At 37.7% G+C, this 21,732-nt stretch carries 21 protein-coding genes; 15 read left to right on the top strand and 6 right to left on the bottom strand.

Going from position 1 to position 21,732, the window contains the following annotated elements:
• Positions 1–77: 77 nt before the first annotated feature.
• The 7 genes from R3333_RS00105 (at position 78) to R3333_RS00075 (ending at position 9,295) form a co-directional block, all read left to right on the top strand.
• Entirely contained in the window at positions 78–3,965 is a 3,888-nt protein-coding gene (locus tag R3333_RS00105; RefSeq protein ID WP_318956535.1) for an adenylate/guanylate cyclase domain-containing protein, read from the top strand.
• A 53-nt stretch (positions 3,966–4,018) separates the two neighbouring features.
• Positions 4,019–4,231, top strand: coding sequence for a hypothetical protein (locus R3333_RS00100; protein ID WP_318956534.1), 213 nt, complete (start codon positions 4,019–4,021; stop codon positions 4,229–4,231).
• Between the two features lie 11 nt (positions 4,232–4,242).
• On the top strand, positions 4,243–4,836 hold the full coding sequence (locus R3333_RS00095) for a hypothetical protein (protein ID WP_318956533.1): 594 nt from the start codon (positions 4,243–4,245) through the stop codon (positions 4,834–4,836).
• 90 nt (positions 4,837–4,926) lie between these two features.
• Complete coding sequence (locus R3333_RS00090) at positions 4,927–5,895, top strand: OmpA family protein (RefSeq protein WP_318956532.1); 969 nt, start codon at positions 4,927–4,929, stop codon at positions 5,893–5,895.
• Positions 5,896–6,028: 133 nt separating this feature from the next.
• Positions 6,029–6,586 (top strand): RNA polymerase sigma-70 factor, encoded by a 558-nt coding sequence (locus R3333_RS00085; protein WP_318956531.1) that lies wholly within the window; start codon positions 6,029–6,031, stop codon positions 6,584–6,586.
• Positions 6,580–7,587, top strand: a complete 1,008-nt coding sequence (locus tag R3333_RS00080) for a FecR family protein (RefSeq protein WP_318956530.1) — start codon at positions 6,580–6,582, stop codon at positions 7,585–7,587. Before R3333_RS00085 ends, R3333_RS00080 begins: the two co-directional genes overlap by 7 nt.
• Complete coding sequence (locus R3333_RS00075; protein WP_318956529.1) at positions 7,559–9,295, top strand: STN and carboxypeptidase regulatory-like domain-containing protein; 1,737 nt, start codon at positions 7,559–7,561, stop codon at positions 9,293–9,295. Before R3333_RS00080 ends, R3333_RS00075 begins: the two co-directional genes overlap by 29 nt.
• Before the next feature lie 36 nt (positions 9,296–9,331).
• Here the strand turns inward: R3333_RS00075 and R3333_RS00070 are convergent, their stop codons facing one another.
• Complete coding sequence (locus tag R3333_RS00070) at positions 9,332–9,619, bottom strand: helix-turn-helix transcriptional regulator (RefSeq protein WP_318956528.1); 288 nt, start codon at positions 9,617–9,619, stop codon at positions 9,332–9,334.
• Entirely contained in the window at positions 9,616–9,957 is a 342-nt protein-coding gene (locus R3333_RS00065; protein ID WP_318956527.1) for a type II toxin-antitoxin system RelE/ParE family toxin, read from the bottom strand. The genes R3333_RS00070 and R3333_RS00065 overlap by 4 nt, the downstream gene beginning before the upstream one ends.
• 508 nt (positions 9,958–10,465) lie before the next feature.
• On the opposite strand from R3333_RS00065, the gene R3333_RS00060 reads away from it, so the two are divergent.
• Positions 10,466–11,179, top strand: coding sequence for a head GIN domain-containing protein (locus tag R3333_RS00060; protein WP_318956526.1), 714 nt, complete (start codon positions 10,466–10,468; stop codon positions 11,177–11,179).
• 179 nt (positions 11,180–11,358) lie between these two features.
• Here the strand turns inward: R3333_RS00060 and R3333_RS00055 are convergent, their stop codons facing one another.
• Both R3333_RS00055 and R3333_RS00050 read right to left on the bottom strand, forming a co-directional pair.
• Positions 11,359–12,318, bottom strand: a complete 960-nt coding sequence (locus R3333_RS00055) for an isopenicillin N synthase family dioxygenase (protein WP_318956525.1) — start codon at positions 12,316–12,318, stop codon at positions 11,359–11,361.
• Positions 12,319–12,471: 153 nt separating this feature from the next.
• On the bottom strand, positions 12,472–12,954 hold the full coding sequence (locus tag R3333_RS00050) for a GNAT family N-acetyltransferase (protein ID WP_318956524.1): 483 nt from the start codon (positions 12,952–12,954) through the stop codon (positions 12,472–12,474).
• Between the two features lie 85 nt (positions 12,955–13,039).
• On the opposite strand from R3333_RS00050, the gene R3333_RS00045 reads away from it, so the two are divergent.
• The 3 genes from R3333_RS00045 (at position 13,040) to R3333_RS00035 (ending at position 16,889) form a co-directional block, all read left to right on the top strand.
• A complete protein-coding gene (locus R3333_RS00045) occupies positions 13,040–13,246 on the top strand; it encodes a YwbE family protein (RefSeq protein WP_413468659.1) in 207 nt (68 codons plus the stop codon).
• 327 nt (positions 13,247–13,573) lie between these two features.
• On the top strand, positions 13,574–14,836 hold the full coding sequence (locus R3333_RS00040) for a DEAD/DEAH box helicase (RefSeq protein ID WP_318956522.1): 1,263 nt from the start codon (positions 13,574–13,576) through the stop codon (positions 14,834–14,836).
• 253 nt (positions 14,837–15,089) lie between these two features.
• On the top strand, positions 15,090–16,889 hold the full coding sequence (locus tag R3333_RS00035) for a helix-turn-helix domain-containing protein (protein WP_318956521.1): 1,800 nt from the start codon (positions 15,090–15,092) through the stop codon (positions 16,887–16,889).
• An 88-nt stretch (positions 16,890–16,977) separates the two neighbouring features.
• On the opposite strand, the gene R3333_RS00030 is transcribed toward R3333_RS00035, so the two are convergent.
• Positions 16,978–17,772 (bottom strand): hypothetical protein, encoded by a 795-nt coding sequence (locus R3333_RS00030; protein WP_318956520.1) that lies wholly within the window; start codon positions 17,770–17,772, stop codon positions 16,978–16,980.
• 250 nt (positions 17,773–18,022) lie between these two features.
• Here R3333_RS00030 and R3333_RS00025 point away from each other — a divergent pair, with 250 nt between their 5' ends.
• The 4 genes from R3333_RS00025 (at position 18,023) to R3333_RS00010 (ending at position 20,731) form a co-directional block, all read left to right on the top strand.
• Positions 18,023–18,592 carry a hypothetical protein gene (locus R3333_RS00025; protein ID WP_318956519.1) on the top strand — a complete coding sequence of 190 codons (570 nt, stop codon included), beginning with the start codon at positions 18,023–18,025 and terminating at the stop codon, positions 18,590–18,592.
• Between the two features lie 85 nt (positions 18,593–18,677).
• Positions 18,678–19,616 (top strand): NAD(P)-dependent alcohol dehydrogenase, encoded by a 939-nt coding sequence (locus R3333_RS00020; RefSeq protein ID WP_318956518.1) that lies wholly within the window; start codon positions 18,678–18,680, stop codon positions 19,614–19,616.
• Between the two features lie 108 nt (positions 19,617–19,724).
• Positions 19,725–19,880, top strand: coding sequence for a hypothetical protein (locus tag R3333_RS00015; RefSeq protein WP_318956517.1), 156 nt, complete (start codon positions 19,725–19,727; stop codon positions 19,878–19,880).
• Positions 19,877–20,731: an alpha/beta hydrolase gene (locus R3333_RS00010; protein ID WP_318956516.1), complete on the top strand. Its 855-nt coding sequence runs from the start codon at positions 19,877–19,879 to the stop codon at positions 20,729–20,731. The genes R3333_RS00015 and R3333_RS00010 overlap by 4 nt, the downstream gene beginning before the upstream one ends.
• Before the next feature lie 62 nt (positions 20,732–20,793).
• Here the strand turns inward: R3333_RS00010 and R3333_RS00005 are convergent, their stop codons facing one another.
• Complete coding sequence (locus tag R3333_RS00005) at positions 20,794–21,165, bottom strand: hypothetical protein (RefSeq protein WP_318956515.1); 372 nt, start codon at positions 21,163–21,165, stop codon at positions 20,794–20,796.
• Between the last annotated feature and the right edge of the window lie 567 nt (positions 21,166–21,732).

Genomic DNA, 21,732 nt, shown 5'->3' with positions numbered 1-21,732 from the left:
TTCATTTTCTTTCCCCTTCTTTTTTTCATCAAACAACCTATCTTTGTGTAAGAAACACTTCAATCTATTTCGTGTAAATGAAACAATTATTGGTTTTCCTCACCGTTCTCTTACATCTGTCTTTTGCGATAGGTCAGGAAAACATACAGTTCAATAATTACACGATTAAAGATGGTTTATCTCAAAGTGTAAGTACCGCCATGATTCAAGATGATTTTGGTGCATTGTGGATAGGTACTCAAGACGGGTTAAATCGTTTCAATGGTAGTAAATTTGATGTATTTACATCGGGTGAGACAGAAGGAATAGAAAATGAATTTATCCTTTGTGCGGCCAAAGACAAGCGAGGTTTTCTCTACTTTGGAACTTACAAAGGCATCATTATTTACAACCCGCTCCTCCAATCTTTCGAAACTGTTTATACAGAGTCCGGTACGCGGAAAGAAATTAATACACTTGCCTACATTAATGATAAAATTTGGGCAGGTACGGAAGACGGAAAGCTCCTTGAATTGACCCAAGAAAAGGATAGAAAATTCTTACAGACTAAAAAGCCAGTATTTCTAAGAAGTGGAATAAACACGATAGAAGAAGGAAAGAAGAACCACCTGATCTTAGCAACGCAATTCGGGAGGATTTATCAATACGATTTGGGCAATGAAGATCTTGTTGAGCTCCAAACACAACTGGCTCCAAATTCTAGAATTAATAAAATAAAAAAGTACAGTAAAGACAGCCTCTTTATTTGTACCACCAAAGGTTTATACTCCTATAACTTAAAGAAGGAAACACTTCAGCTTTTTTCTCATCAACTCGAAAACTTTGATATACAAGACATACATCTTCAGGATGAGAGTATATATCTGGCCTCAGCGAAAAATGGTTTTATTCGAGTAAACAAAAATGAGAAAGACCAAATTCCTGAAATATTCATAGCAGATTTCTTTCAGAAAAACGCCATCGCCGATAACCACATCAACTTTATTTACGAAGATTTGCGCGGTGTTATATGGGTTGGGTCTAACCGCGGTATATCTAGCTATAACCCCATGCAAAGAGAATTTGTTTCTGTGGGGATTTCAACGAATCCTCAGAAAGGACTGAATACGCTATCGGTGTGGAGCTTAACCAAGAATGAAAAAAATAAAAACTTATACGTTGCTACAGATAAAGGGGTAAGCCTTTACCACGCTCAGCAACGAAGGTTTTACCATTACGTTCGTTCATCTACTCCTGGAGAACAAGCCGCGAGTCACCCCTCCTTTTCTTTGTTCGAAGAGCATAACGGAAAGCTTTTGGTGGGGAATGATGACGGTCTTTTTCAATTGGAAATAGACACGAATGATTTCAACAACTACAGCTTCAAACGCTTAGAGATGCCCGCAAACAGACCTCCTGGTTTTAATTTGATTTATGACATAGAGGCATTTGATACTACCACTTATCTATTCGGTACAAAGGGTGGTGTTGCTGTTTGGTTTAAAGACACGGATACCTGGAAATTTCTGGTACACAAAATCAATGATGGTGAAACGATAGGCCCAGGAAGTTGTCGTTTAATCTTCAAAGGCAAAGACGGTAAGTTTTATGCTGCTCCGAGTTCGGGATCTTTGTATGAATTACGCTACAACAAGGAAGGGAAGTTTATCGCTGAACAACCCAATTTTTACAGAAAGATAAAGCTCACTATACAAGACTACATTACAACAGCATATCAACCCAACCCAGATGAATATTGGTTTGGAACATTAGGTGGTGGACTGCACTACTTTAACCAAAAAACAGAAGAGATAAAGAGCTTTACCAAGGCGCAAGGTTTACCCAATGAAGTAATCTACAGTATTAAATCTACGGATGGTAAAGACCTCTATTTATCTTCTAATCGCGGTATTATTAAGTATTCTATTCCCAAAAATAAATTCACCGCTTACACAGAAGAAGATGGTTTATTGAGTGATGAGTTCAACATGAATGCGGCCTACCAAGACGATGAAGGATATATCTATTTTGGTGGAATAATGGGGTACAATTATTTTCATCCCTCAAAATTAAATCAGTCGTACAAACGCATGAATGTTTACTTCTCGAGTCTTTGGCTGGAGAATGAAAAAATAATTCCAGGAAATACAGATTACCTCTCTCGAAATTTAGCCCTTACAAAAACAATCACTGTTCCTTATAACCACAGGACTTTAAGTTTAAGTTTCTATGCCGATGATTTCTCTAATCCGCAACAAATCAATTACAAGTACAAGCTAAAGGGAGACGACGAAGTAGAAGAATACTTGGGCGATGAAAACCAAATTCGTTTTACGAGTATTTCTCCGGGAATTTATACCCTTCACGTTTATGCTCGTCGTGGAAATGGAGAATGGACAAGTTTACCTGCGAGTATTACCATTGTGGTAGAAAAGGCGTTTTGGATGACGTGGTGGTTTAGAATCACTGTAGCCCTTTTATTTGCCCTCTTTATTTTCATTTACATCAGAAAACGTATAGATACGGCCCGCAGGGAACAAGTTATTCTTGAGTTGCGCATTAAGGAACGTACACACGAATTAGAGGAGAAGAATAGAGAAATTGAGAAGCAGAAAAAGAAAATTGAGGAACAAAAAGCAAAAATAGAAAAGCAGAAAGACAAGGTTGAGCAACAAAAGAATCAATCGGACAGTATTTTGCGTAACGTATTACCCTCTGATACTTTAACACAGTTGAAAAGAGAAGGGAAAGCCAATGCCCGTGGTTACGAGGCAGTATCTGTAATGTTTACCGACTTTGTAGGATTTACAACTATTTCTGACAACCTCGAGCCACAAGAATTAGTATCTATTTTAGATAGATATTTTAGAAAGTTCGACGATATCATTGGTCAGCATGATTTGGAAAAAATTAAAACCATCGGGGATGCTTACATGTGTGCGGGTGGGGTTCCAATCCGCAACAAGACCAATCCAATTGATACTGTTTTAGCTGCCTTAAAAATCAGAGAGTTCGTAAAAGAAGAACAAGAAAGAGCCAAAGAAACGGGCGATATTCAGTGGAAGGTAAGAATTGGTATTAATACAGGTCCAGTTTCAGCGGGTATTATCGGTACCAAACGTTTTGCTTACGATGTTTGGGGGAAAACAGTAAACCACGCTCAGCGTATGGAACGACTTTCTCAACCCGGAAGAATTGCCATTACAGGATCTACTTTTGAGTACATCGAAGCTTATTTCGAATGTTCTTTTGCCGGTATAGCAGAATCAAAGAGTAAGGGTAAAATTGACATGTACTTTGTAGATAGCATAAAGCCAGAGCTTTCTATTAATGGAAAAGGAATATTGCCCAACGAGGCGTTCTATAAATTGGTGAACCTCCACCATTTTTCTTCTATTAACTACATGAATGCAGAGCGTAAGATAATGCGCATGTTGAAAAAACGCCTTTCTCCTAATTTACATTACCATAGTGTAGAACATACTATAGATGTAACGCGACAAGCGGAGCGTATTGCCATTGGAGAAGGTATTACGGATAAAGACTTGTTCTTGTTAAAATCTGCCGCTTCTTATCACGACGCTGGGTTTATTGAACAATACGAGAAAAATGAACCTATCGGTGCGCGGATGGCCGAGGAGGTATTGCCAGAATATGGTTATACAGAAGATGACATTGATCGCATCAAAGAATTGATCTACTCAACGGCAATTCCACACAATCCAAAAAACCACTTGGAGGAAATTATTTGTGATGCCGATCTCGATTACTTAGGTCGTGATGACTTCCATGAAATTGCCGATAAATTGAAGCAAGAATTAATGGAACACGGTAAGATTGCCAGCGATAAAGAATGGGACATAATGCAGGTTGCCTTCCTGAAGATGCACAGGTACTTTACCAAGACATCTATAGAAACACGTCGTCCTAAAAAGATGGAGAACCTCAAAGAAATCGAAGAAAGATTGGCTAAAGACGAATATTAATTCCGTTCCATCATTTCTAAAAAAATCGTAACTTCCCTACAAAACTTGATTTTATGAAAAAAGTATTGATCTTTTGCGGGATGGCATTATTCATGTTCTCCTGCACATCAAACACAACTTCCAACGATGCAGAATTAACTCCTGAAGAGAGTGCTAAAATTGAAAAAAACGAAGAAGTGATTCAGGAGCTTTCTACGGCTACAGATGAATTGAAGAAATACAATGACGATGCCTCTGAAGCATTGCATGAATTGGACAGTTTATAAAAATTTAAACGATGAAAAAGTTAATAAAAGTATTGTTTGCCCTCTTTCTATTGATGGGTATGAATCAGATAAGTTTTGCTCAAGGTCCGCAAGGAAAGGGCAAAGAGAAAAAGGCTGAAAAAACAGAACAGAAAGGAAAAGAGAAGAAAGAAAAAGAAGCGGACGACGATGATGACGACGACGCAGACAAAGACAAAGACAAGGACAAGGACAAGGACAAGGATAAAGGACAAGGGAATGCTGCTGATAAGGCCAAAGGGAAAGACAAAGAGCACCCAGGAAAGGGAAATGCTTACGGTAAGAACAAAGGCGATTTAAGCGGAAGAGAATTCGGTCAAAAGAGGGCTGAAGACGCTAAAAAAGCAAAAACTGAACTTGAAAAAGAAATTGAAGAAAGTGAAGTTACTGTTGCCACCGGAGAAGAACGTGTACGTGAGGCACTCGAAAAAATTCGTGTTGCCTTAGAAAACAAAGAAATTTCTCAGGAAGAGCACGACCAGAAAAAAGAAAAAATTACAGCAGCGCAAGATAAGTTGGATAAACTTAAAGCGGAATTAGAAAAGAAAAAGAAGATTCTAAGTGAATTAGAAATAGAGCAACCCTAAGCTCCTATTCATATTCAACTGTTTATAACATTAATTTTTTAGATGCGAAGGACGAATAATCCTTCGCATCTTTGTTTAAAATAATTAGTTATGAAGTCTATTGTTAGCATATTAGGTATAGGATTAATTGTTGCCTCTTGTGTAACTCCTCAGAAATACCAGGATTTATTAAGTAAGGAACAAGCGTGTAGCCAAGAGCTTGAGAAGTACAAGACCATGGCCATAGATAACGAAGCGAAAGCCAAAAATCTTACAGAAGAAAGAGACGTTTTACGTGCCGAAGTATCGCAATTGAAAAAAGACACCTTAGAAATGGGTGTTGACTACCGCGTACTACAAACACAGTACGATAAAATGGTGGAGTTAAATACGACTTTAGAAAAAGAATTTACACTCTCTAGATCGAGAGATGCTATAGAAACTGCAAAACTACAGGCCAATTTAGAAGCGAGCATTTTAGAAGCGCAACGCAAGGAAGATGCTCTTTTAAAATTAGAAGATGAGCTGGGTAGAAAGCAAAAGTTATTGGTAGATAGAGAGCAACGTGTAAAAGAATTAGAAGAGATTATTGCACGACAAGATGCTGCAGTTTCTGCTTTGAAAAACAAAGTTGCTGAAGCTTTACACGGATTCAACGATAAAGGTTTAACCGTAGAACAAAAAGATGGTAAAATCTACGTAAGCTTAGAAGCAAAATTATTATTTGCCTCTGGTTCTACGAACGTTGAAGCAGAAGGACAAAAAGCAATCATCGAATTAGCGCGAGCAATTCAAGGTGATGACGATTTAGAAATTATCGTTGAAGGTCATACTGATGCTGACGCGTTAAACAGTGCGAAGCACCCAAAAAACAACTGGGAATTGTCTGTTTTAAGAGCAACAGCAGTTGTAGAAATTATGTTGGCAAATTCTGACATCAACCCAGCTATCTTAAGTGCTTCAGGTAGATCTCAATTCCACCCAGTAAGCGAAACAGATAAAGCTAAAAACCGAAGAATCGAAGTTATTATTTCTCCAAACTTAAACGCGTTGTTTGAGATTATTGGAAACGAACAATAAGCACTTCTCAACATAAAAGATTAAAGAGGAAACACTGTTTTCCTCTTTTTTTTGCTTTAATTTTAAAAAAGTTGAAAGGAGCATAGGGGTATGTTCTATTTCTACTGTCTACTACACAAAGCGATAAGAAAGAATGGAGCTAGTTGAAGCGATTACTTCCCAAACTTTGGAGTCTTGGTTTAACCAATACTACGAATCCTTAGCGCGCTATGCCTATACGATGGTAAAGCGTCAGGAAGTGGCTGAGGATATTGTACAAAAGCTATTTATAAAGCTTTGGGAAAAAAGAAAAGAACTGGAAATTAAAGGTCAAACCAAATCTTACCTGTACAGCGCTGTACACAATGCCAGTCTCAATCATTTAAACTCAGCAAAGCGCAAAAATTCTCATCGCGAAGTAGAAGAAGACTATAGCTTGTCGGGCTCTGAACGAACAGACAGTGGTATAGAAAGTAAGGAATTAGAACAAACCATAGAATTAGCTATGCAAACATTACCCCCCAAGTGTAGAGAAGTTTTTCAGCTTTCCAGACAGGAACAACTCTCCTATAAAGAGATTGCTGATCAACTCAACATTTCAACAAAGACGGTAGAAAATCAAATGGGCAAAGCCCTAAAGCTGATGCGTTCAGCCTTGCACGAATATCTACCGGCTTTTATCATTCACATTTTAATCTTAAGAGGATGGTAGAAGAAAACACATACATGGAAGATTTAATACAGCTTTACCTCAAAGGTGAAGCCCTTCCCCACCAAGCTGAAGAAATCAGCAAATGGATGGAAGCATCAACAGCGAACAAAGAACTCTTTTTAGAATACGAAAAAGCTTTTGCGCTTTCACATCAACAAGAGGTGTTTAAAGCAGTGAATACAAAAGAGGCTTGGAAAAAAGTAGAAGGACAAATTCAGAACAAAGGAAAAAACAACCTGCGCCTACTTTACAGTGCTTTGGCAGTGGCCGCAAGTATTGCCTTGGTATTTACGGTCTTTACGTGGAACAATGAGGTAGAGCCTGTTGAAATCACTGAACAACCCGTGATCAATGACAGTATTCAAAACACCTTTAGTTTAGAAAGTTACACGGCTAGCACAGAAGCAACCTCTTTTGCCTTGAAGGATAATTCTAAAGTAAAATTAGAACCGCACAGTAAGATTATGCTCAACGAAGGTTTTGACAAAAGCAATAGAAGTTTAACCTTGGAAGGAAGTGCAGAATTTGCGGTAGAACATAAAGACGACTTGCCGTTTACTGTTCACGTAAAAGAACTCAAAGTGGTGGATGTAGGTACAGTCTTCAACATTCATGACAAAGGAGATACCGTGAAAGTTGTAGTCACCGAAGGAATCGTTGAATTGAAATTGGGTGATGAAGATATACGCCTAATTGAGGGAGATAGTGCTTTCTACGTTGCCAAAGAAGCGCTTGTTAAGAAGTACGAAAAAACAGAGTCGAGAAAAGATAAAGTTTTTGAATTTGACGGCACTAAACTGAAAGAAGTTACAGAAATTCTATCTGCATTTTACCAAAAAGAGATCATCATTAAAAATGAAGCTATTGCAGATTGTGAATTGAGTGTGACCTTTAAAAATGAATCTTTGGCTACGATTTTAAACATCATTAAAGAGTTGATGGATTTAGAAGTGAAGTATAACAATAACCAATATGAAATTTACGGAGATGAATGTATTTAGATTAATAATATTGGGTTGTTTTTTACAGGTAGCAATGGCCTTTGGCCAAACTACTCCCCTTCCCCCATTAGAACGAAAAGTGAGCTTGCAACTTCAGTCTACCACACTGAAAGTAGTGTTAGATGAAATGGAAAAAATTGGTAATTATACCTTCGCCTATAGAACGGATGCAATTGATGAAAATCAGCGCTTATCACGTAGTTATCAAAACCAAACTACGCGTGAAGTTTTGGACGATATTTTCCAAGGAAAGATTACGTACAAAGTGAAAGGAAATTACATCCTCTTGCGCAAAACTACCGTTCCAAAACCCGGAGAGGTACACCTACAAGGATATGTAGTTGATGCGCAAACACAAACGAAAATTCCTTATGTTACCTTATACGATACATTAACCTTGAGTTCTGCTGTTTCTGACCAATATGGATACTACGATTTACAGGTTTCAAGTTCAGAAAAAGTCTACATCAATGTGAAGAAGCAAGGATACAAAGACACCTTGATATTATGGCCTATGGAAGGTTATGCTGTACTCAATGTTGCCCTTGAACCAGAAAACACAATTGCCGATACCACTACAGGAAGTCAGCTTTTAGATAAGGTCAGAGCTTTCAAATGGTTTAAGTTATCCGATGAAAACAAAGCCAACATCTCTAATTTCTCCAATAAACTAGAAGGAAAAAGTCAATTCTCTATAGTACCAGGAGTAGGTACTGCCGGAAGATTGAGCAGTGCCAGTTCCTATGATTTTTCTTTCAATCTTTTGGGAGGAATTACCGGAGGAGTAAATAAAATGGAAGTCGCCAGTCTATTCAATTTAAATGTGGATAGCGTTCGTTATTTCCAAGCAGCCGGACTATTTAACGCTGTGGGTGGAAACCAGCGCGGATTGCAAATGTCGGGCATAACTAACTTAAATGGGGCCAATTTTAATGGTGGTCAATTTACAGGTTTGGTAAATTATACCAAAGGAAGTTTTACCGGCGGACAGTTTTCTGGATTTTCTAACATTGCCTTAGGCGAAGTAAAAGGAGTACAAGGTGCTGGTTTTATGAACTACGCCAACAACAATGTAAAAGGAGCACAGTTAGCCGGATTCATGAACATTGCTCGCGGAGAAGTTCGCGGTTTACAAGCAGCAGGGTTTTTGAATATCGCCACACATGTAAAAGGTGCGCAAATTGGGTTTATTAATATTAGTGATAGTATTTCTGGACCAACAATAGGTTTCTTTTCTTATTCGAAACACGGTTACCATAACTTAGAGTTATCGGCCAATGAAATAACAGAGGCCAATATTGCTTTGCGTTCTGGATCGCACAGTTTTTACAACACCTTTAGAGCAGGTGCGAGTTTTCAAAGAAGTGAACCAGTGTATACTTTTGGATATGGTATAGGATCCTCTGTAGGTTTAAGTAAACGATTGCGTTTGTTCTTCGATTTAGAAGCCAGTACACTGCAAACGGAATACTATTTAAATCCTAATGTTCTGGGTAAAATAAACATGAGTTTCCATTGGCAAATGTTTAAGAAAGTGGCCTTGGCTTTTGGACCGAGTTTGAACGTACATACCATATCTGATTACAGCTCACCTACCGGCCAATTTTTGGATAATTTAATGCCCTGGGAAGGCTACAGTTACACCCATGATTCTTACGTAAAATCAAATGCCTGGATAGGTGCCCATGTGGCCTTGAGATTTTTCTAATTTTAAAAAGATAGTCCCCATGTTATTTGGGGACTATTACATTTTCAATGTCATATTCAACTTCGCACCTAATGCATTGAAGATTCGCATAAGGGTTTCTAGCGTCACATTACCCGTACTATTTTCCAACCGTGAAATCTGCGCCTTTTTAACCCCCACTAATTCTCCCAGTTGTTCCTGAGTTAACTGTCGTTTATTACGTGCAGTCTTAATCATATCCCCAATGAGTTCTAGTTTTAACTCAAATTCATACTCTTCTCTTTCTTGGTTTCCCTTCTTACCAATTAAAAGATCTTCCGTCTTATCTAATGAATAACTTTTCATTGTTTTTTATTTTTTAGATACTTCAACCTAATCTTTTCAGCTTTGTCTATTTCTTTTGGGTCAACCTTACTCGTTTTCTTTACAAAGCCATGTGTTGCGAATACCAATGTTTCTTTTTTGTTTTCCTTATCCCAAAATGCCAGCAATCTATATTGATTCCCATTATATTTGATTCTAAATTCCCAAATTTCATGATTCAGTTTTTTAAAGAATTTAGGATCCGTAAAAATTTCTGCCCGTCTTATATTCTGTAATATCTTCTTCCTAACTTTCATATCTTGTTGCTGAACAAAATCAAAAGCTTCTTCCAATATCTTGGTTTCAAATCGTTTTAGCATGTGGTTATAGTTGATAGGACAAAGATATTAAAAGTTTCTTTATTTGTAAACTTTTATTTTCTCAACACACTAAAAAAGAATACATTAGTTAATTTCAGCACCTAGGTAACTTTGCAGTTTTTCTAACCCACCCCTGATAGCAGCGTCAGCCCCAAAATAAAATTGGGGACTTTGCGTATAGCCGGAATAGGGGGCAAGCTTTAATTCATAAAGATGCACATACCGGTAGTTGAAAATTTTAAAATTGGAAGTTTCTCAAAACTCCTTACTCACACTCCAACCTGTTCTTGGCAAACGGCCGTGCCATCCATTATAGTCCCTTCAGTTTTTCCTAAGTCGCGCATAAGGGCAAGGTTACTTCCGGTGGTCGTACCCTTTTCCTTGCGCTTACTAAGGCCAAACTTCAAGGCGCTGCCATTGCTGTCACTGTTTGAGAAAAAAATGAAAAAAATTTAAAGAGACATAGGGGTAAACACTTTTTGCCTTGTCTACCTTAAAAATAGAAATTATGAAAAGGTATTTATTCTTGATAACATTGGTTGGATTGGTAGTTAGCTCATGCTCGAAATTTAAAATCAACCCATCGTCTACGGTAACCACAGAAGATAAAGGAATTACAGGATTCACAAAATTAAAATTGAGAGACAACATCAACGCCTATGTTACTTTCTCTAGTGAAAACGAAGGTGTAATCATAGAAGCCAACGAAAACATACACGATAGAATTGTCGTTTCTATGGTTTCTGGAGAATTGGAAATTGACATAAAACCCAACACGCGTTTTAGAAATGGTGCTGTTATTAATACTTACATCACTGTACCTTATTTATCTCGCGTTAGTGCGCATGATGCAAGTAGTTTAACTTTTGAAAACAGGCTAGAAACAGATCATTTGGAAGCCATAGTTACAGACGCGAGTCATTTTTACGGAGAATTGAACGTAGATGATGCCTTTATGAAAGTAAGAGATGCTTCTCACATCGATTTAGCAGGAACGTGTAATACCCTAGAATTGATTTGCGAAGATGCTTCAAGTTTTGAAGATTATAGTTTCGAAGTAGAACATTTGGACGTTTTCTTGAGAGATGCCAGCAACGCAAAAATAACAGTAAACCAAACTTTACGCGTAACTGCAAAAGATGCAAGTAGTTTGAAATACAAAGGAAATCCGACTGTGGATCACATTGATATTTCTGATGCTTCTTCGGTAACGAAAATGTAGGTTAGATTTCTAGAGCGCTAGATTTCTAGATGCCTAGACGAAAGGATTTTTAGACAGTTAGATTTTTAGTCTCTCGACTTCGCTCGAGAACCTAAAATAATCAGGCTTTAAAACAAACAGGGAACCACTGTGGTTCCCTGTTTTTATTTCTTTAAATGCTTAAATCATTAAATACCCAACTATTTCACCAACCCTATCTCTCTCAACCTTTCCATCAAATAATCTCCCGCCGTAATATCCGTATAAACTTGTGGGTGTTCTTCATCTATGCACGACGCCAAACAGTTTAAGGGCATGGTTGGTTTTGGGTGTAAGAAGAAGGGAACTGAATACCTGCTCTTGCCCATTTCTGCTGCAGGTGGGTTAACTACACGGTGAGTTGTAGATTTTAGTCTGTTGTTGGTCAAACGTTGTAGCATGTCTCCAACATTCACTACGATATGATCTTGAATTTCAGTTACCGCAACCCACTCGTTGTTTTTGTTCAACACTTCCAATCCGTCGGCAGAAGCTCCTACCAAAAGTGTAATTAAATTGATGTCCTCATGCGCACCCGCTCTTACCGCTCCTGGTTCTACTTCACCTTGAATCGGTGGGTAATGTAAGGGACGCAAGATGCTGTTCCCGTTGTGCACAAATTCATGAAAGTAGTTTTCTTCCAGTCCTAAGAATAAGGCAATGGCTTTCAATAATTCTTGACCACTGTTTTCAAAACTCTTGTAAGCATCTCTACCTATTTTTAAAAAATTGGGTAACTCCTCCACCGCTACATTATCTATGTACTCAGCTTTGATCGGGTCACCATCTTCAACGAACTGACCAAAATGCCAGAACTCTTTCAAGTCACCCGCTTTCATTCCCTTGGCGTGTTCTTTTCCAAAAGAAGTATACCCACGTTGGCCAGCAATACCCTCAATTTCATACTTTGCTTTTACCTCCGTTGGCAACGCAAAAAAGGCTTTCATTTCTGCATACAAAGCATCTATCAATTCTTGTGGAATTCCATGGTTTCTCACCGCTACAAAACCTATAGTTTCGTAAGCGTTACCAAGATCTTGCACAAACTGCTCACGCTGTTGGGGTGTTCCTTTTACGAAATCTGCTAAATCTACAGAAGGTATTCCTTTGGGTGTACTCATATTGTTCTTTTTTGGAAACTCTAAAATAGGAAAGTCTTGGAGACTTTTATACGGTTAGACACTTAGATTTTTAGAGAGTATGTCGTTTGAGAGTTTGAAATTACTCAATGTCATACTTACCCCATATACTTCATACTGAAAGGTGGACTGAGGCTACTCGAAGCCCAACTTCTTTTCCATCCATAAGTCACATGAAAAATGACCAGAATCTCCCAGGGGTGCGTCTAACTTTTTAAAACCTACTTTTTCGTACAAATGCACGGCTTCATTTAAGGCTGGAATAGACTCCAAATACAAATATGTATAGCCCATAGCTTGTGCGGCATCCATACTTTTTTGCATGAGTTCTTTTCCGTAACCCTTTCCTCTAAGGTTTGAATTGAGATAAAGTTTTACCAATTCTGCGTAGCCTGTTGGGAGACCTTTGGTCGGGTAAATACCACAACCGCCCACAACTTTACCTTCCAATTCCAAAATGAAATAAATAGAACCCTCCGTTTTAAAAAGTTCAAACAAATGATCGGTTGTAGGATCAGTATACACCGTTCCTTCTTTGGCCTGACCATATTCTTCCAAAGCGCTGCGTATTACACCCGCAATGGCTTTATTGTCTTTCGCTTGTATTTCTCTAATCATGGGTTATAATAAGACCTTAAAGATAGAAGAACTTGCGCTTTCCAAAGCTGAGAGAAACGCTATCTTTGTTACAAAATCAGAATTCATGAGTGAGGGAACTTTCCGTAAAGACATCAAAGTAGGGTACATTGTAGAAATCGTGCAAAAACACCACCAACGTACAGGTGAACTTACAGAAGGTGAAGTAAAACGTTTGTTAACCAAAAGTCCGCAGCACCCCCACGGCATAAAAGTGCAGTTAACAACTGGAGAGGTTGGGCGCGTACAGCACATTTTGGATACAGACATTTAGTTAGAGTTCTAGATGGCTACATACCTAGATTTCTAGTCTTTTAGACCGTTAGACGCTTAGATGACTAGTTTGATGGTTTGTCTCTCGACTCCGCTCGAGAACCTTGTTCGAGTGTTGGTTTAAAATTAAAATACTTAAATCTTAACAAGAATAAAGATAACCGGTTCCAGAGTGGATATGGTTTTGAACCATTAAAACAGAACTTATTCAGTAGGTTTTCGAACGGAGTCGAGAAACCGTAATTAGAAGTTTATATCTTTTTCATCCCACTACAATATTCTTTACGAATTCAGCACAAGTCCAATTATCTCCTTATCTTTAAACCCAATGAAATTCACAGAATTAAACTTAAACGAAGAGCTTGTAAATGCGTTAGATTACATGGGCTTCGAAACTGCAACGCCCATCCAAGAGCAAGCCATTCCACTGATCTTAGACAACAAAGATGTTTTGGCCTGTGCGCAAACTGGAACAGGGAAAACTGCAGCATTTGTATTGCCTATATTGAACAAGTTGGTGGGGAAACAAGACACCAATATCGACACCCTTATCATTGTTCCAACACGTGAGCTTGCCGTTCAAATTGAACAACAAATTCAAGGTTTATCTTACTTTATTTCTGTGGGGTCTAAAGCCATTTACGGTGGTGGTGACGGTGCAGATTGGTCGGAGCAAAAAGAAGCTTTGTCTAAAGGAACAGACATCATCGTTGCTACACCGGGTAAGTTATTGTCTCACTTAAAAATGGGTCACGTTAATTTTAAACATGTAAAACATTTGGTATTGGACGAAGCCGACAGAATGTTAGACATGGGATTCATTGATGATTTAAAATCCATCATTTCTTACTTACCTAAAAAGCACCAAACCCTGATGTTTAGTGCAACCATGGCCAAAAGCTTGATGGGATTAGCTACGCGAATTCTTCTTGATCATACAGAGATTCGTTTAGGAATTGCCAAGCCTGCTGAGGGAGTAGATCATAAAATTTACTTGGTACACGACAACCAGAAGTTAGACATCCTCAAGCATATATTTGCAGATAGAACAGACTACGATTCCATCATCATATTTACCTCATCGAAGAGTAAAGTGAGTGAAATTGTGAAGTCGCTCAATAAAAACGGTTTCAAAGCCAAAGGAATTTCTTCGAATTTAGAACAAGACAAACGAGAAGAAGTATTGCGTGGATTTAGATCTAAGCGTATACGTATTTTGGTAGCTACTGATGTAATGAGTAGAGGTATAGACATCAAGGAAATTAACATGGTCATCAACTATGATGTGCCCCATGATGCTGCCGATTACGTACACAGAGTAGGTAGAACTGCCCGTGCAAATACAAAGGGAGAAGCCTTTACTTTGGTGAACGAAAAGGACATGTTCCGCGTGCGCAACATAGAAAAGTTGATAGAATCTTCTATTCCAAAACTAGCATTGCCAGAAGGTATGGAACCGGGTCCCGTTTGGAAAGATGCTCCGGCAAGGTCTAAAAACAAAAAGTTCTCAGGGAAAAAGAAATTCTACAAGAAACCAGGGAAAAAAGGAGGAGGAAAACCTAAAGCAGAAAGCCCAAAGAAAGAAGGGTAAGTCAGTTTGGAGTGTGAGTAGGGAGTTGAAATTTCGTCGCAAAAATCTCCACACATAGAAAAAAGGACTGTTTATTTTAAATAAGTGGTAGTAGTAACATATTTCCTCCATTTAGTAAATACTGCTTATCTTTTAATATAAACACCTTGAATTGGTTTAGAATAAAATTAAAAAGCTATCAATAGCTTTTGACCTTCTTGGCATATACTATCTGTTGTATTACATTTGAGAATCCATTATCCGCAGATTAGAAGTGAACGTTCATAGCAACATAAATGATAAAACAATTGCCGTTCTTCCTTTCGTGAACATGAGTGCGAATGAGCAGAATGAATACTTTAGTGATGGTATCACGGAAGAGATTATCAATGCTTTAGCGAAGATTGATGGATTGAAAGTTACATCTAGAACCTCTGCCTTTCATTTCAAAGGGAAAAACATTCCCATTCGCAATATTGGAAAAGATTTAGGGGTTTCTACCTTGCTCGAAGGTAGCGTCCGATTATTCGGTGATTCCGTACGCATAACTGCTCAGTTAATAGACGCAGTAGAGGATTTTCACTTTTGGTCAGAATCTTGGGATAGAAAACTTGAAAATATTTTCGAAGTTCAGGATGAAATTAGTTTGTTGATTGCAGATCGATTGAGGGAGCATTTCGGTCACCTTGAAATCAACGAACACTTGGTTGAAAAACAAACTGAGAGTATTGATGCATACGAATATTCGCTAAAAGCCTCGTTTTACAAAAACAAGTGGAATCCAGAGGATGTTCAAATCGCTATTACTTTCTATGAAGAAGCGCTGGAGAAAGATCCGAATCATGCAAAATCACTGGTAGGACTTGGCGATGCTTATAGTTTTCTGGCAACTTGTGGATATATTTCTTTTGAGGAGGGCTGGGGGAAAGCTGCTGCACTAGCAAACCAAGCAGTGCAACTGAACGACCAATTACCAAATGCATATTGCCTCCTTGCTAATATTGCTTTCTTTACCGAGGGTAATTATCGAAGGGCATTTGAACTTAATTCAAAGTCCATTGAGCTAAATCCTAATTATGTAGAAGCACAGCAATTCATGGCTTTACTCTATGTTTTGGCTGGACAAAAAGAAAAAGCCAAAAAGCATTTGGATATCGCGCTCACTCTGGACCCATTGTCTCATGAAACCCAATTCTTTAGTGGTTACTTGGATTATATGTTAGAGGATTATAACAAATCCTTAAAGAAATTGGATAGATGTTTAGAGTTCAGTCCAAAGAACATACCTGTGCTATCAGTCAAAGCTACTTGTCTTCTTATGATGGGACGAAGCCATGAGGTAATTCCTTTTTTCAATGCAATGCCTCCCGAAATTCTTATTAAGGAAGAAAAAACCGGTGCCATTGCCTTATCTTACGCAATTAACAAGGACATAGAAAGCACAGAAAAATACCGAAATGCTTTGGTGGAGCAAGCAAAGGTTTCAGATGGATTTACAGCTAGTTCCTACCTTTTCCTTTTGTATTGCGCTCTAGGAGAAACTGAGAATGCTTTCGATTGGGTTTCACAAGCAATGGAAACCAAATCTCCAATGCTTTTGCTCCGATACACAGATCCATTGGTCAACCCAATTAAAGGTGATCCCAGATATTCAGAGTTTCATAAAAAACTCTTTCCTGAAGAACTTTTTGAATTGTATACAGAAGTAACTACAAAAAAAGGTCTCCTTGATGAGGAAGCTACAGTTAAATTCAAAGCTAAACTTCAGCAACGTATAGAAATCGAAAAATCCTATCTGAACCCAAACCTTTCCTTACGCACATTAGCGGATGAATTGGGTATGCATGCCAACCAACTTTCCTGGTTACTGAACGATATAATAGGCAAGAATTTCAATGAGTTCATCAATCATTACCGTATAGAGGAGTTTAAATATTTAGCCAAACTTCCTGAGAATGCACATCTCACGATTATGTCCATTGCCTACGACTGTGGTTTTAACTCAAAAACTGTTTTCAACACTTATTTTAAAAAAGAAACAGGTCTTACGCCAAAACAGTTTCTGAAAGACTAATACTTTGCCTAAGACAAAAAACCCCACCACAGTAGGAGGGGATTTTAATTAACTCTTTATTACAAAATAAGGGACCTCAGTTAATGATTTAGAAGTTGAACACTATTCCCATGCGTACCTGATGTTCTACTTGTTTTATATCTGCTCCAAAAGAACTATTAATTTGTTTATAGTCATAGTTAAGGTTCAATTCCAAGAAATTAGTCACCTTATAACCTATCATCAACCTCGCTTCTGGAACTTTGTAGTTTTTAGGTGTAGCTCTTTTTCCATTTTCAAAAAGTGGAGAGAATTCGCCATTGACTATCGTTATCGTGGGGTCAGTAGATCTGTAGACATGTGCCATTATTGGCATGTTCAAGCCCAATGTAGTGCGCCATCTATCCTTTTTATATTCGAACTGCATAGCGACATTCAAGTGATGCGCCGTAAGTGAACTGAAGTTGCCATCAGTCAGGTTACGTTTTTCCCAATTAGCAAAGCGAGTACTAAAAGCATAGCTAGCTCCCAAGTGCATGTTGAAACCACCCTTAGTCTTCACCACTGGCGCCAAAAAACCTAGGCTCGATTCAAACGCAACATAAGGCGCATCAAGTCCCTCACTTTTCTGTTTAAGCTTGGTAGCATCGTTGGACAGATAAAACTGAAAACGGAAATCATTTTTCAAGTGATGTTCGTATCCCAATTGAGCACTAACTGAACTGTACTTTATCCTGTCAATAGACAATTGCTTATCTTCGATTTTACCAGACCCTGTACCTAATTCAAACTGAATGTGGTTACGTTTCATCTCGAATTTTGGTTTACTATCACCTGTAAGTTGTGCTATAGATGCGGTTGACAATAAAAGAAATGATACTACTAATAAATTGCTGTTTTTCATTTTTTCTTGATTAAAAGTTTAAACTATTATTTGATTCTGTTTTTAATTGATATTATCATTTATGACAATACGAGTTAAATGACTGATTTTCACAATCAAGAACAAATATGAGGAGGTTCAGCTGCAGAGAAGTTCCGAATTATAGGTCTTGGTTCGGATATGTAATTGCGAACATACACTTGAGATTACGAACCTTTATAGAGCCTTGAACATCGACCTTTGTCCTCGTAATCTTTAAAAGTCATTTATTATGAAAAAAACTTTATTAATTATAATACTAACAGGACTAACGCTAGTCTCAAAAGCTCAAAACATAAGTGTTGAAAGATCTACATTTGGAATACAAACTGGCGTTTTAGGGGGCTGGGTATATAATGAAGTCAAATTAGTTAACAGCATAGCACTAAGAACCGAAATTGGTTTTGATTTTGGTATTTGGGAAACTACTTATTATGATGATTATGATTCTCCTTTCCTACTTACACCTGTTATAGTTATTGAACCAAGATATTACTATAACCTCAAAAGACGCTCACAAAATTCAAAAAGAATTGATGGAAACAGTGGTGATTTTATCGCTTTAAAAACAAGCTTTCACCCTGACTGGTTTGTACTGTTCAACCCTGACAATGCTCCTGTTGTAAGTGATTTCTCCATTATTCCAACATGGGGTATTAGAAGAAATTTAGGAAAACATTTTAATTACGAAGCAGGTCTTGGTGTGGGTCTTAGTCACACCTTTGCCGAACGTGCAGGGTATCCAAAGGATAAAACTGAATTAGAATTAAACATGCACTTACGTATAGGGTATAGGTTTTAGTAAAAACAATAATCATTTCCCCTGCTTTTAAACCTATGCACCCAACATTATTGAAGTTATTAAAGTCAATTAAACAAGATTAATTATGAAAGCGATTAAATGCCTTAAATACGGAGGGTCTGAACACCTGGTAATGGGTGATGTTGAGAAACCAACACCCAAGGCAAATGAAGTACTAATAAGTATAAAAGCGACTTCAGTAACCGCAAGTGATGTCCTTATTCGTAAGTTGAACGAACCTCCTGTTTCCAAATTTATACTTCAACTGATCTTTGGTTTCGGAAAACCCAGAAATCCTGTTTTAGGAATGGTAACATCTGGTGTAGTTGTGGATAAAGGTTTTAAAGTTAATTCATTTAATATTGGAGATGAAGTTTTCGCATACGGTTCTATTTCTCCTATGAAAAATAGGTTTGGATCTTATGCAGAATTTATTTGTTTGCCACAGGATTGGAACATCGCTACCAAGCCAGAAAATGTAAGTTTTGAAGAGGCTGCTGCTATTCCTTATGGTGGATTATTGGCTTCTCACCTAATAAACCAAACTAAAATTAAAAAAGGTGATAAAGTACTTATCTACGGAGCATCTGGAAGCATTGGAACCGCGGCATTACAGCTTGCCAAAAACGAGGGAGCACTAATAACAAGCGTTTGTAGTAAAAGAAATTTTGAACTCGTTAACTCATTGGGATCAGACATGGTAATTGACTACACCGCAGAAAATGCAGAGCATGAATTGGACACCTATAAATACGTAATCGACGCAGTTGGAAACAGTAAGTCATCAACCTTAAAAGAAAAAAGCAAACTGGCGCTAACCACTGGAGGAAAATACATATCCATTGACAAAGGTGTTCCCAAAACTCCAAAAAAGGCATTTTTAAAACTTAAAGAATTGGTAGAAAAGGGTAAACTTAAACCGGTTATTGATAAAGTTTTTCCCCTTGATAAAATTACTGAGGCCCATAATTATGTGGAATTAGGACATAAACGAGGAAATATCATTATAACCCTTTCTCATTGAATAACATTTTACACACAAGAAGGATTAGTTTTAAAACTTATCTAAAATCAAGAAAGGCGAATAAAGTGAGTGTTGTAGTAGCATGAGCAAATCAATAAACATGAGAGAATGAAACAAACAAATTATGTAGCTGCAGGTATCGCTATAGGAACAGGTATTGGCGCAGCCATAGGAATGATATTGGACAGCCTTGCCATAGGAATTTCAGTTGGTATTTCTATCGGAGCCTTAATTGGATACATTAAACAAAAAAATCATAAATGAAATCATTATTTAAATCAGAAAAAGGAAAAAAGGAAATCTTTAAACTTTATGATAGAAAGCTAAAGAGCCTGAACATTGATTTCGAATTCCAAACAATAAAAACCAGTTTTGGAAACACCAATATCATAGTCACTGGAAACCCTTTGAATCCACCAATAATCATTGTGCATGGTTCAAACGGATGCGCCCCAGTAGCATTGGAAACTTATCCTAACCTGCATCAAAAATTCAGAGTTTACGCTGTAGATGTTATTGCTCAGCCGAATAAAAGTGCAGAAACAAGGCCCAGTATGAAAGACGAATCTTATGGACAATGGATGAATGAGATTATTACAGAACTCGATATCACAAACGTAACAATGGCAGGTTTCTCCTTTGGAGGTTTGGTAATTTTAAAAACTTTGGAGCATGATGAAAGTAAGATCAAGGAAGTGTTTTTATCTGCACCTGCTTACATTGTAAACGGTAATCCATTAAAAGCATTATTCAAAGTGTTTATACCTATGAAAAGATTCATGAAATCAAATAAAATGGCGCATTTAGAGAAATTCTTATCCAACCTTTTCACCGACCGGGATAAGTTTGCTTTAGCATTTCTTCAGAAAGTGATTCCTGAATTTGAAATGGATTTTACACCAGTACCAATTATAGATTCTAAGAAAGCAAAGAATATAACAACTCCGATTACCATTTTCGCTGCAAAAGAAGATATTCTTTTCCCCGGTAAAAAAATGCTTATTCGCGCTTCAAAAATATTCCCCTCTTTGAAGAATAGTAAATTGTTCGAAGATTCAAAACATGTTCAAAATAAAAAACAGAATAGAATTATTGAAGAAGTAATTATGCATTAAAAATTTCGCAATATAATAAGTAGACTTGTTCGGATAGGAAGATAAATAAAAGGTGTTTATACTCAAAACTGACTCACCACTCTCTCCTCCACCATTTGCGTAATTCGTTTATCCAAATCCCTTTTGTTTTCCCTATAAAACTCAAATTCTTCCGTAGTAAAAAGTGCGCAGGTCATACCTATACTTTCGTATTTAAAGGCATTGTTCTTTTTTATGAAATTGCGCAATTGAAGTTCTTTTTCTTTAGAGGGTAAACTCTTTTTGAGTAGCAGTTGAAAATGGGTATCCGCCTTAATTAGCGTCCATAATTTATCGTTCAAATGTTTTAGAACAGGACGTAAAACGCGGTGCTGAAATTCTTCTACCTCAGATTTATTGTCTTTGATCTCTGCCTCGAAAGTACGAAGGGCTAATAAATGTTCGTCGTTTGTCATGTGATATGAACGTTTGAGGAAGGGCGTTGGTTCTGTGGAATTGATATAAAGGTGTATCGGCCCCTCGACACTTCGACAAATGCTCAGTGCATCGCTCCGCTCGGGAACCTATTATTAAAAACTCATAACTCTACACTCATAACTTTATTCCATACTCCCTACCCACTCTCCAAACTGATTTGGCTTAGGGATAGCAGCGGCAGCGCCTGAAGGTGCTTATGTATTGGAGCTTGGCCTATAAAAAGCGACTTTAGAAGCTTGGTTTAGGCTAAAGCGCAAAACAAAAGCAACAAAGGACTATAGCGGAGAGCCCGTTATAAGCCCCGTAATAAATTGGAAATTCGAAATTAATAGTCGTCCTCTAGCGTTCGACCTATCTTGCTTAGGTAGTTCGGCCCCTCGACTCCGCTCGGGAACCTAGTTTAAACCTATTAATTAAAGCACAAAAAAGGCCCTTTCGGGCCCTTCAGTAATTCTATATTTCAAAACTTTTACAAATTCTTCAAGTTCTCTTCTACCATTTCTAAAGGCACATAACCTCTGGCGATGGCGTAGAGTTTTCCTTCT

This window comes from Lishizhenia sp. (assembly GCF_033720595.1).
Lineage (GTDB): Bacteria > Bacteroidota > Bacteroidia > Flavobacteriales_D > Crocinitomicaceae > Lishizhenia.
The sequence above is the reverse complement of the archived record's forward strand: the minus strand, read 5'-3'. Positions and strand labels throughout refer to the sequence as shown.

What these genes read in the sequence shown, in the direction of transcription:
- R3333_RS00105 (WP_318956535.1), top strand. Translation starts at nt 78, where the DNA reads ATGAAACAATTATTGGTTTTCCTCACCGTTCTCTTACATCTGTCTTTT.
- R3333_RS00100 (WP_318956534.1), top strand. Translation starts at nt 4,019, where the DNA reads ATGAAAAAAGTATTGATCTTTTGCGGGATGGCATTATTCATGTTCTCC.
- R3333_RS00095 (WP_318956533.1), top strand. Translation starts at nt 4,243, where the DNA reads ATGAAAAAGTTAATAAAAGTATTGTTTGCCCTCTTTCTATTGATGGGT.
- R3333_RS00090 (WP_318956532.1), top strand. Translation starts at nt 4,927, where the DNA reads ATGAAGTCTATTGTTAGCATATTAGGTATAGGATTAATTGTTGCCTCT.
- R3333_RS00085 (WP_318956531.1), top strand. Translation starts at nt 6,029, where the DNA reads ATGGAGCTAGTTGAAGCGATTACTTCCCAAACTTTGGAGTCTTGGTTT.
- R3333_RS00080 (WP_318956530.1), top strand. Translation starts at nt 6,580, where the DNA reads ATGGTAGAAGAAAACACATACATGGAAGATTTAATACAGCTTTACCTC.
- R3333_RS00075 (WP_318956529.1), top strand. Translation starts at nt 7,559, where the DNA reads ATGAAATTTACGGAGATGAATGTATTTAGATTAATAATATTGGGTTGT.
- R3333_RS00070 (WP_318956528.1), bottom strand. Translation starts at nt 9,619, where the DNA reads ATGAAAAGTTATTCATTAGATAAGACGGAAGATCTTTTAATTGGTAAG.
- R3333_RS00065 (WP_318956527.1), bottom strand. Translation starts at nt 9,957, where the DNA reads ATGCTAAAACGATTTGAAACCAAGATATTGGAAGAAGCTTTTGATTTT.
- R3333_RS00060 (WP_318956526.1), top strand. Translation starts at nt 10,466, where the DNA reads ATGAAAAGGTATTTATTCTTGATAACATTGGTTGGATTGGTAGTTAGC.
- R3333_RS00055 (WP_318956525.1), bottom strand. Translation starts at nt 12,318, where the DNA reads ATGAGTACACCCAAAGGAATACCTTCTGTAGATTTAGCAGATTTCGTA.
- R3333_RS00050 (WP_318956524.1), bottom strand. Translation starts at nt 12,954, where the DNA reads ATGATTAGAGAAATACAAGCGAAAGACAATAAAGCCATTGCGGGTGTA.
- R3333_RS00045 (WP_413468659.1), top strand. Translation starts at nt 13,040, where the DNA reads ATGAGTGAGGGAACTTTCCGTAAAGACATCAAAGTAGGGTACATTGTA.
- R3333_RS00040 (WP_318956522.1), top strand. Translation starts at nt 13,574, where the DNA reads ATGAAATTCACAGAATTAAACTTAAACGAAGAGCTTGTAAATGCGTTA.
- R3333_RS00030 (WP_318956520.1), bottom strand. Translation starts at nt 17,772, where the DNA reads ATGAAAAACAGCAATTTATTAGTAGTATCATTTCTTTTATTGTCAACC.
- R3333_RS00025 (WP_318956519.1), top strand. Translation starts at nt 18,023, where the DNA reads ATGAAAAAAACTTTATTAATTATAATACTAACAGGACTAACGCTAGTC.
- R3333_RS00020 (WP_318956518.1), top strand. Translation starts at nt 18,678, where the DNA reads ATGAAAGCGATTAAATGCCTTAAATACGGAGGGTCTGAACACCTGGTA.
- R3333_RS00015 (WP_318956517.1), top strand. Translation starts at nt 19,725, where the DNA reads ATGAAACAAACAAATTATGTAGCTGCAGGTATCGCTATAGGAACAGGT.
- R3333_RS00010 (WP_318956516.1), top strand. Translation starts at nt 19,877, where the DNA reads ATGAAATCATTATTTAAATCAGAAAAAGGAAAAAAGGAAATCTTTAAA.
- R3333_RS00005 (WP_318956515.1), bottom strand. Translation starts at nt 21,165, where the DNA reads ATGACAAACGACGAACATTTATTAGCCCTTCGTACTTTCGAGGCAGAG.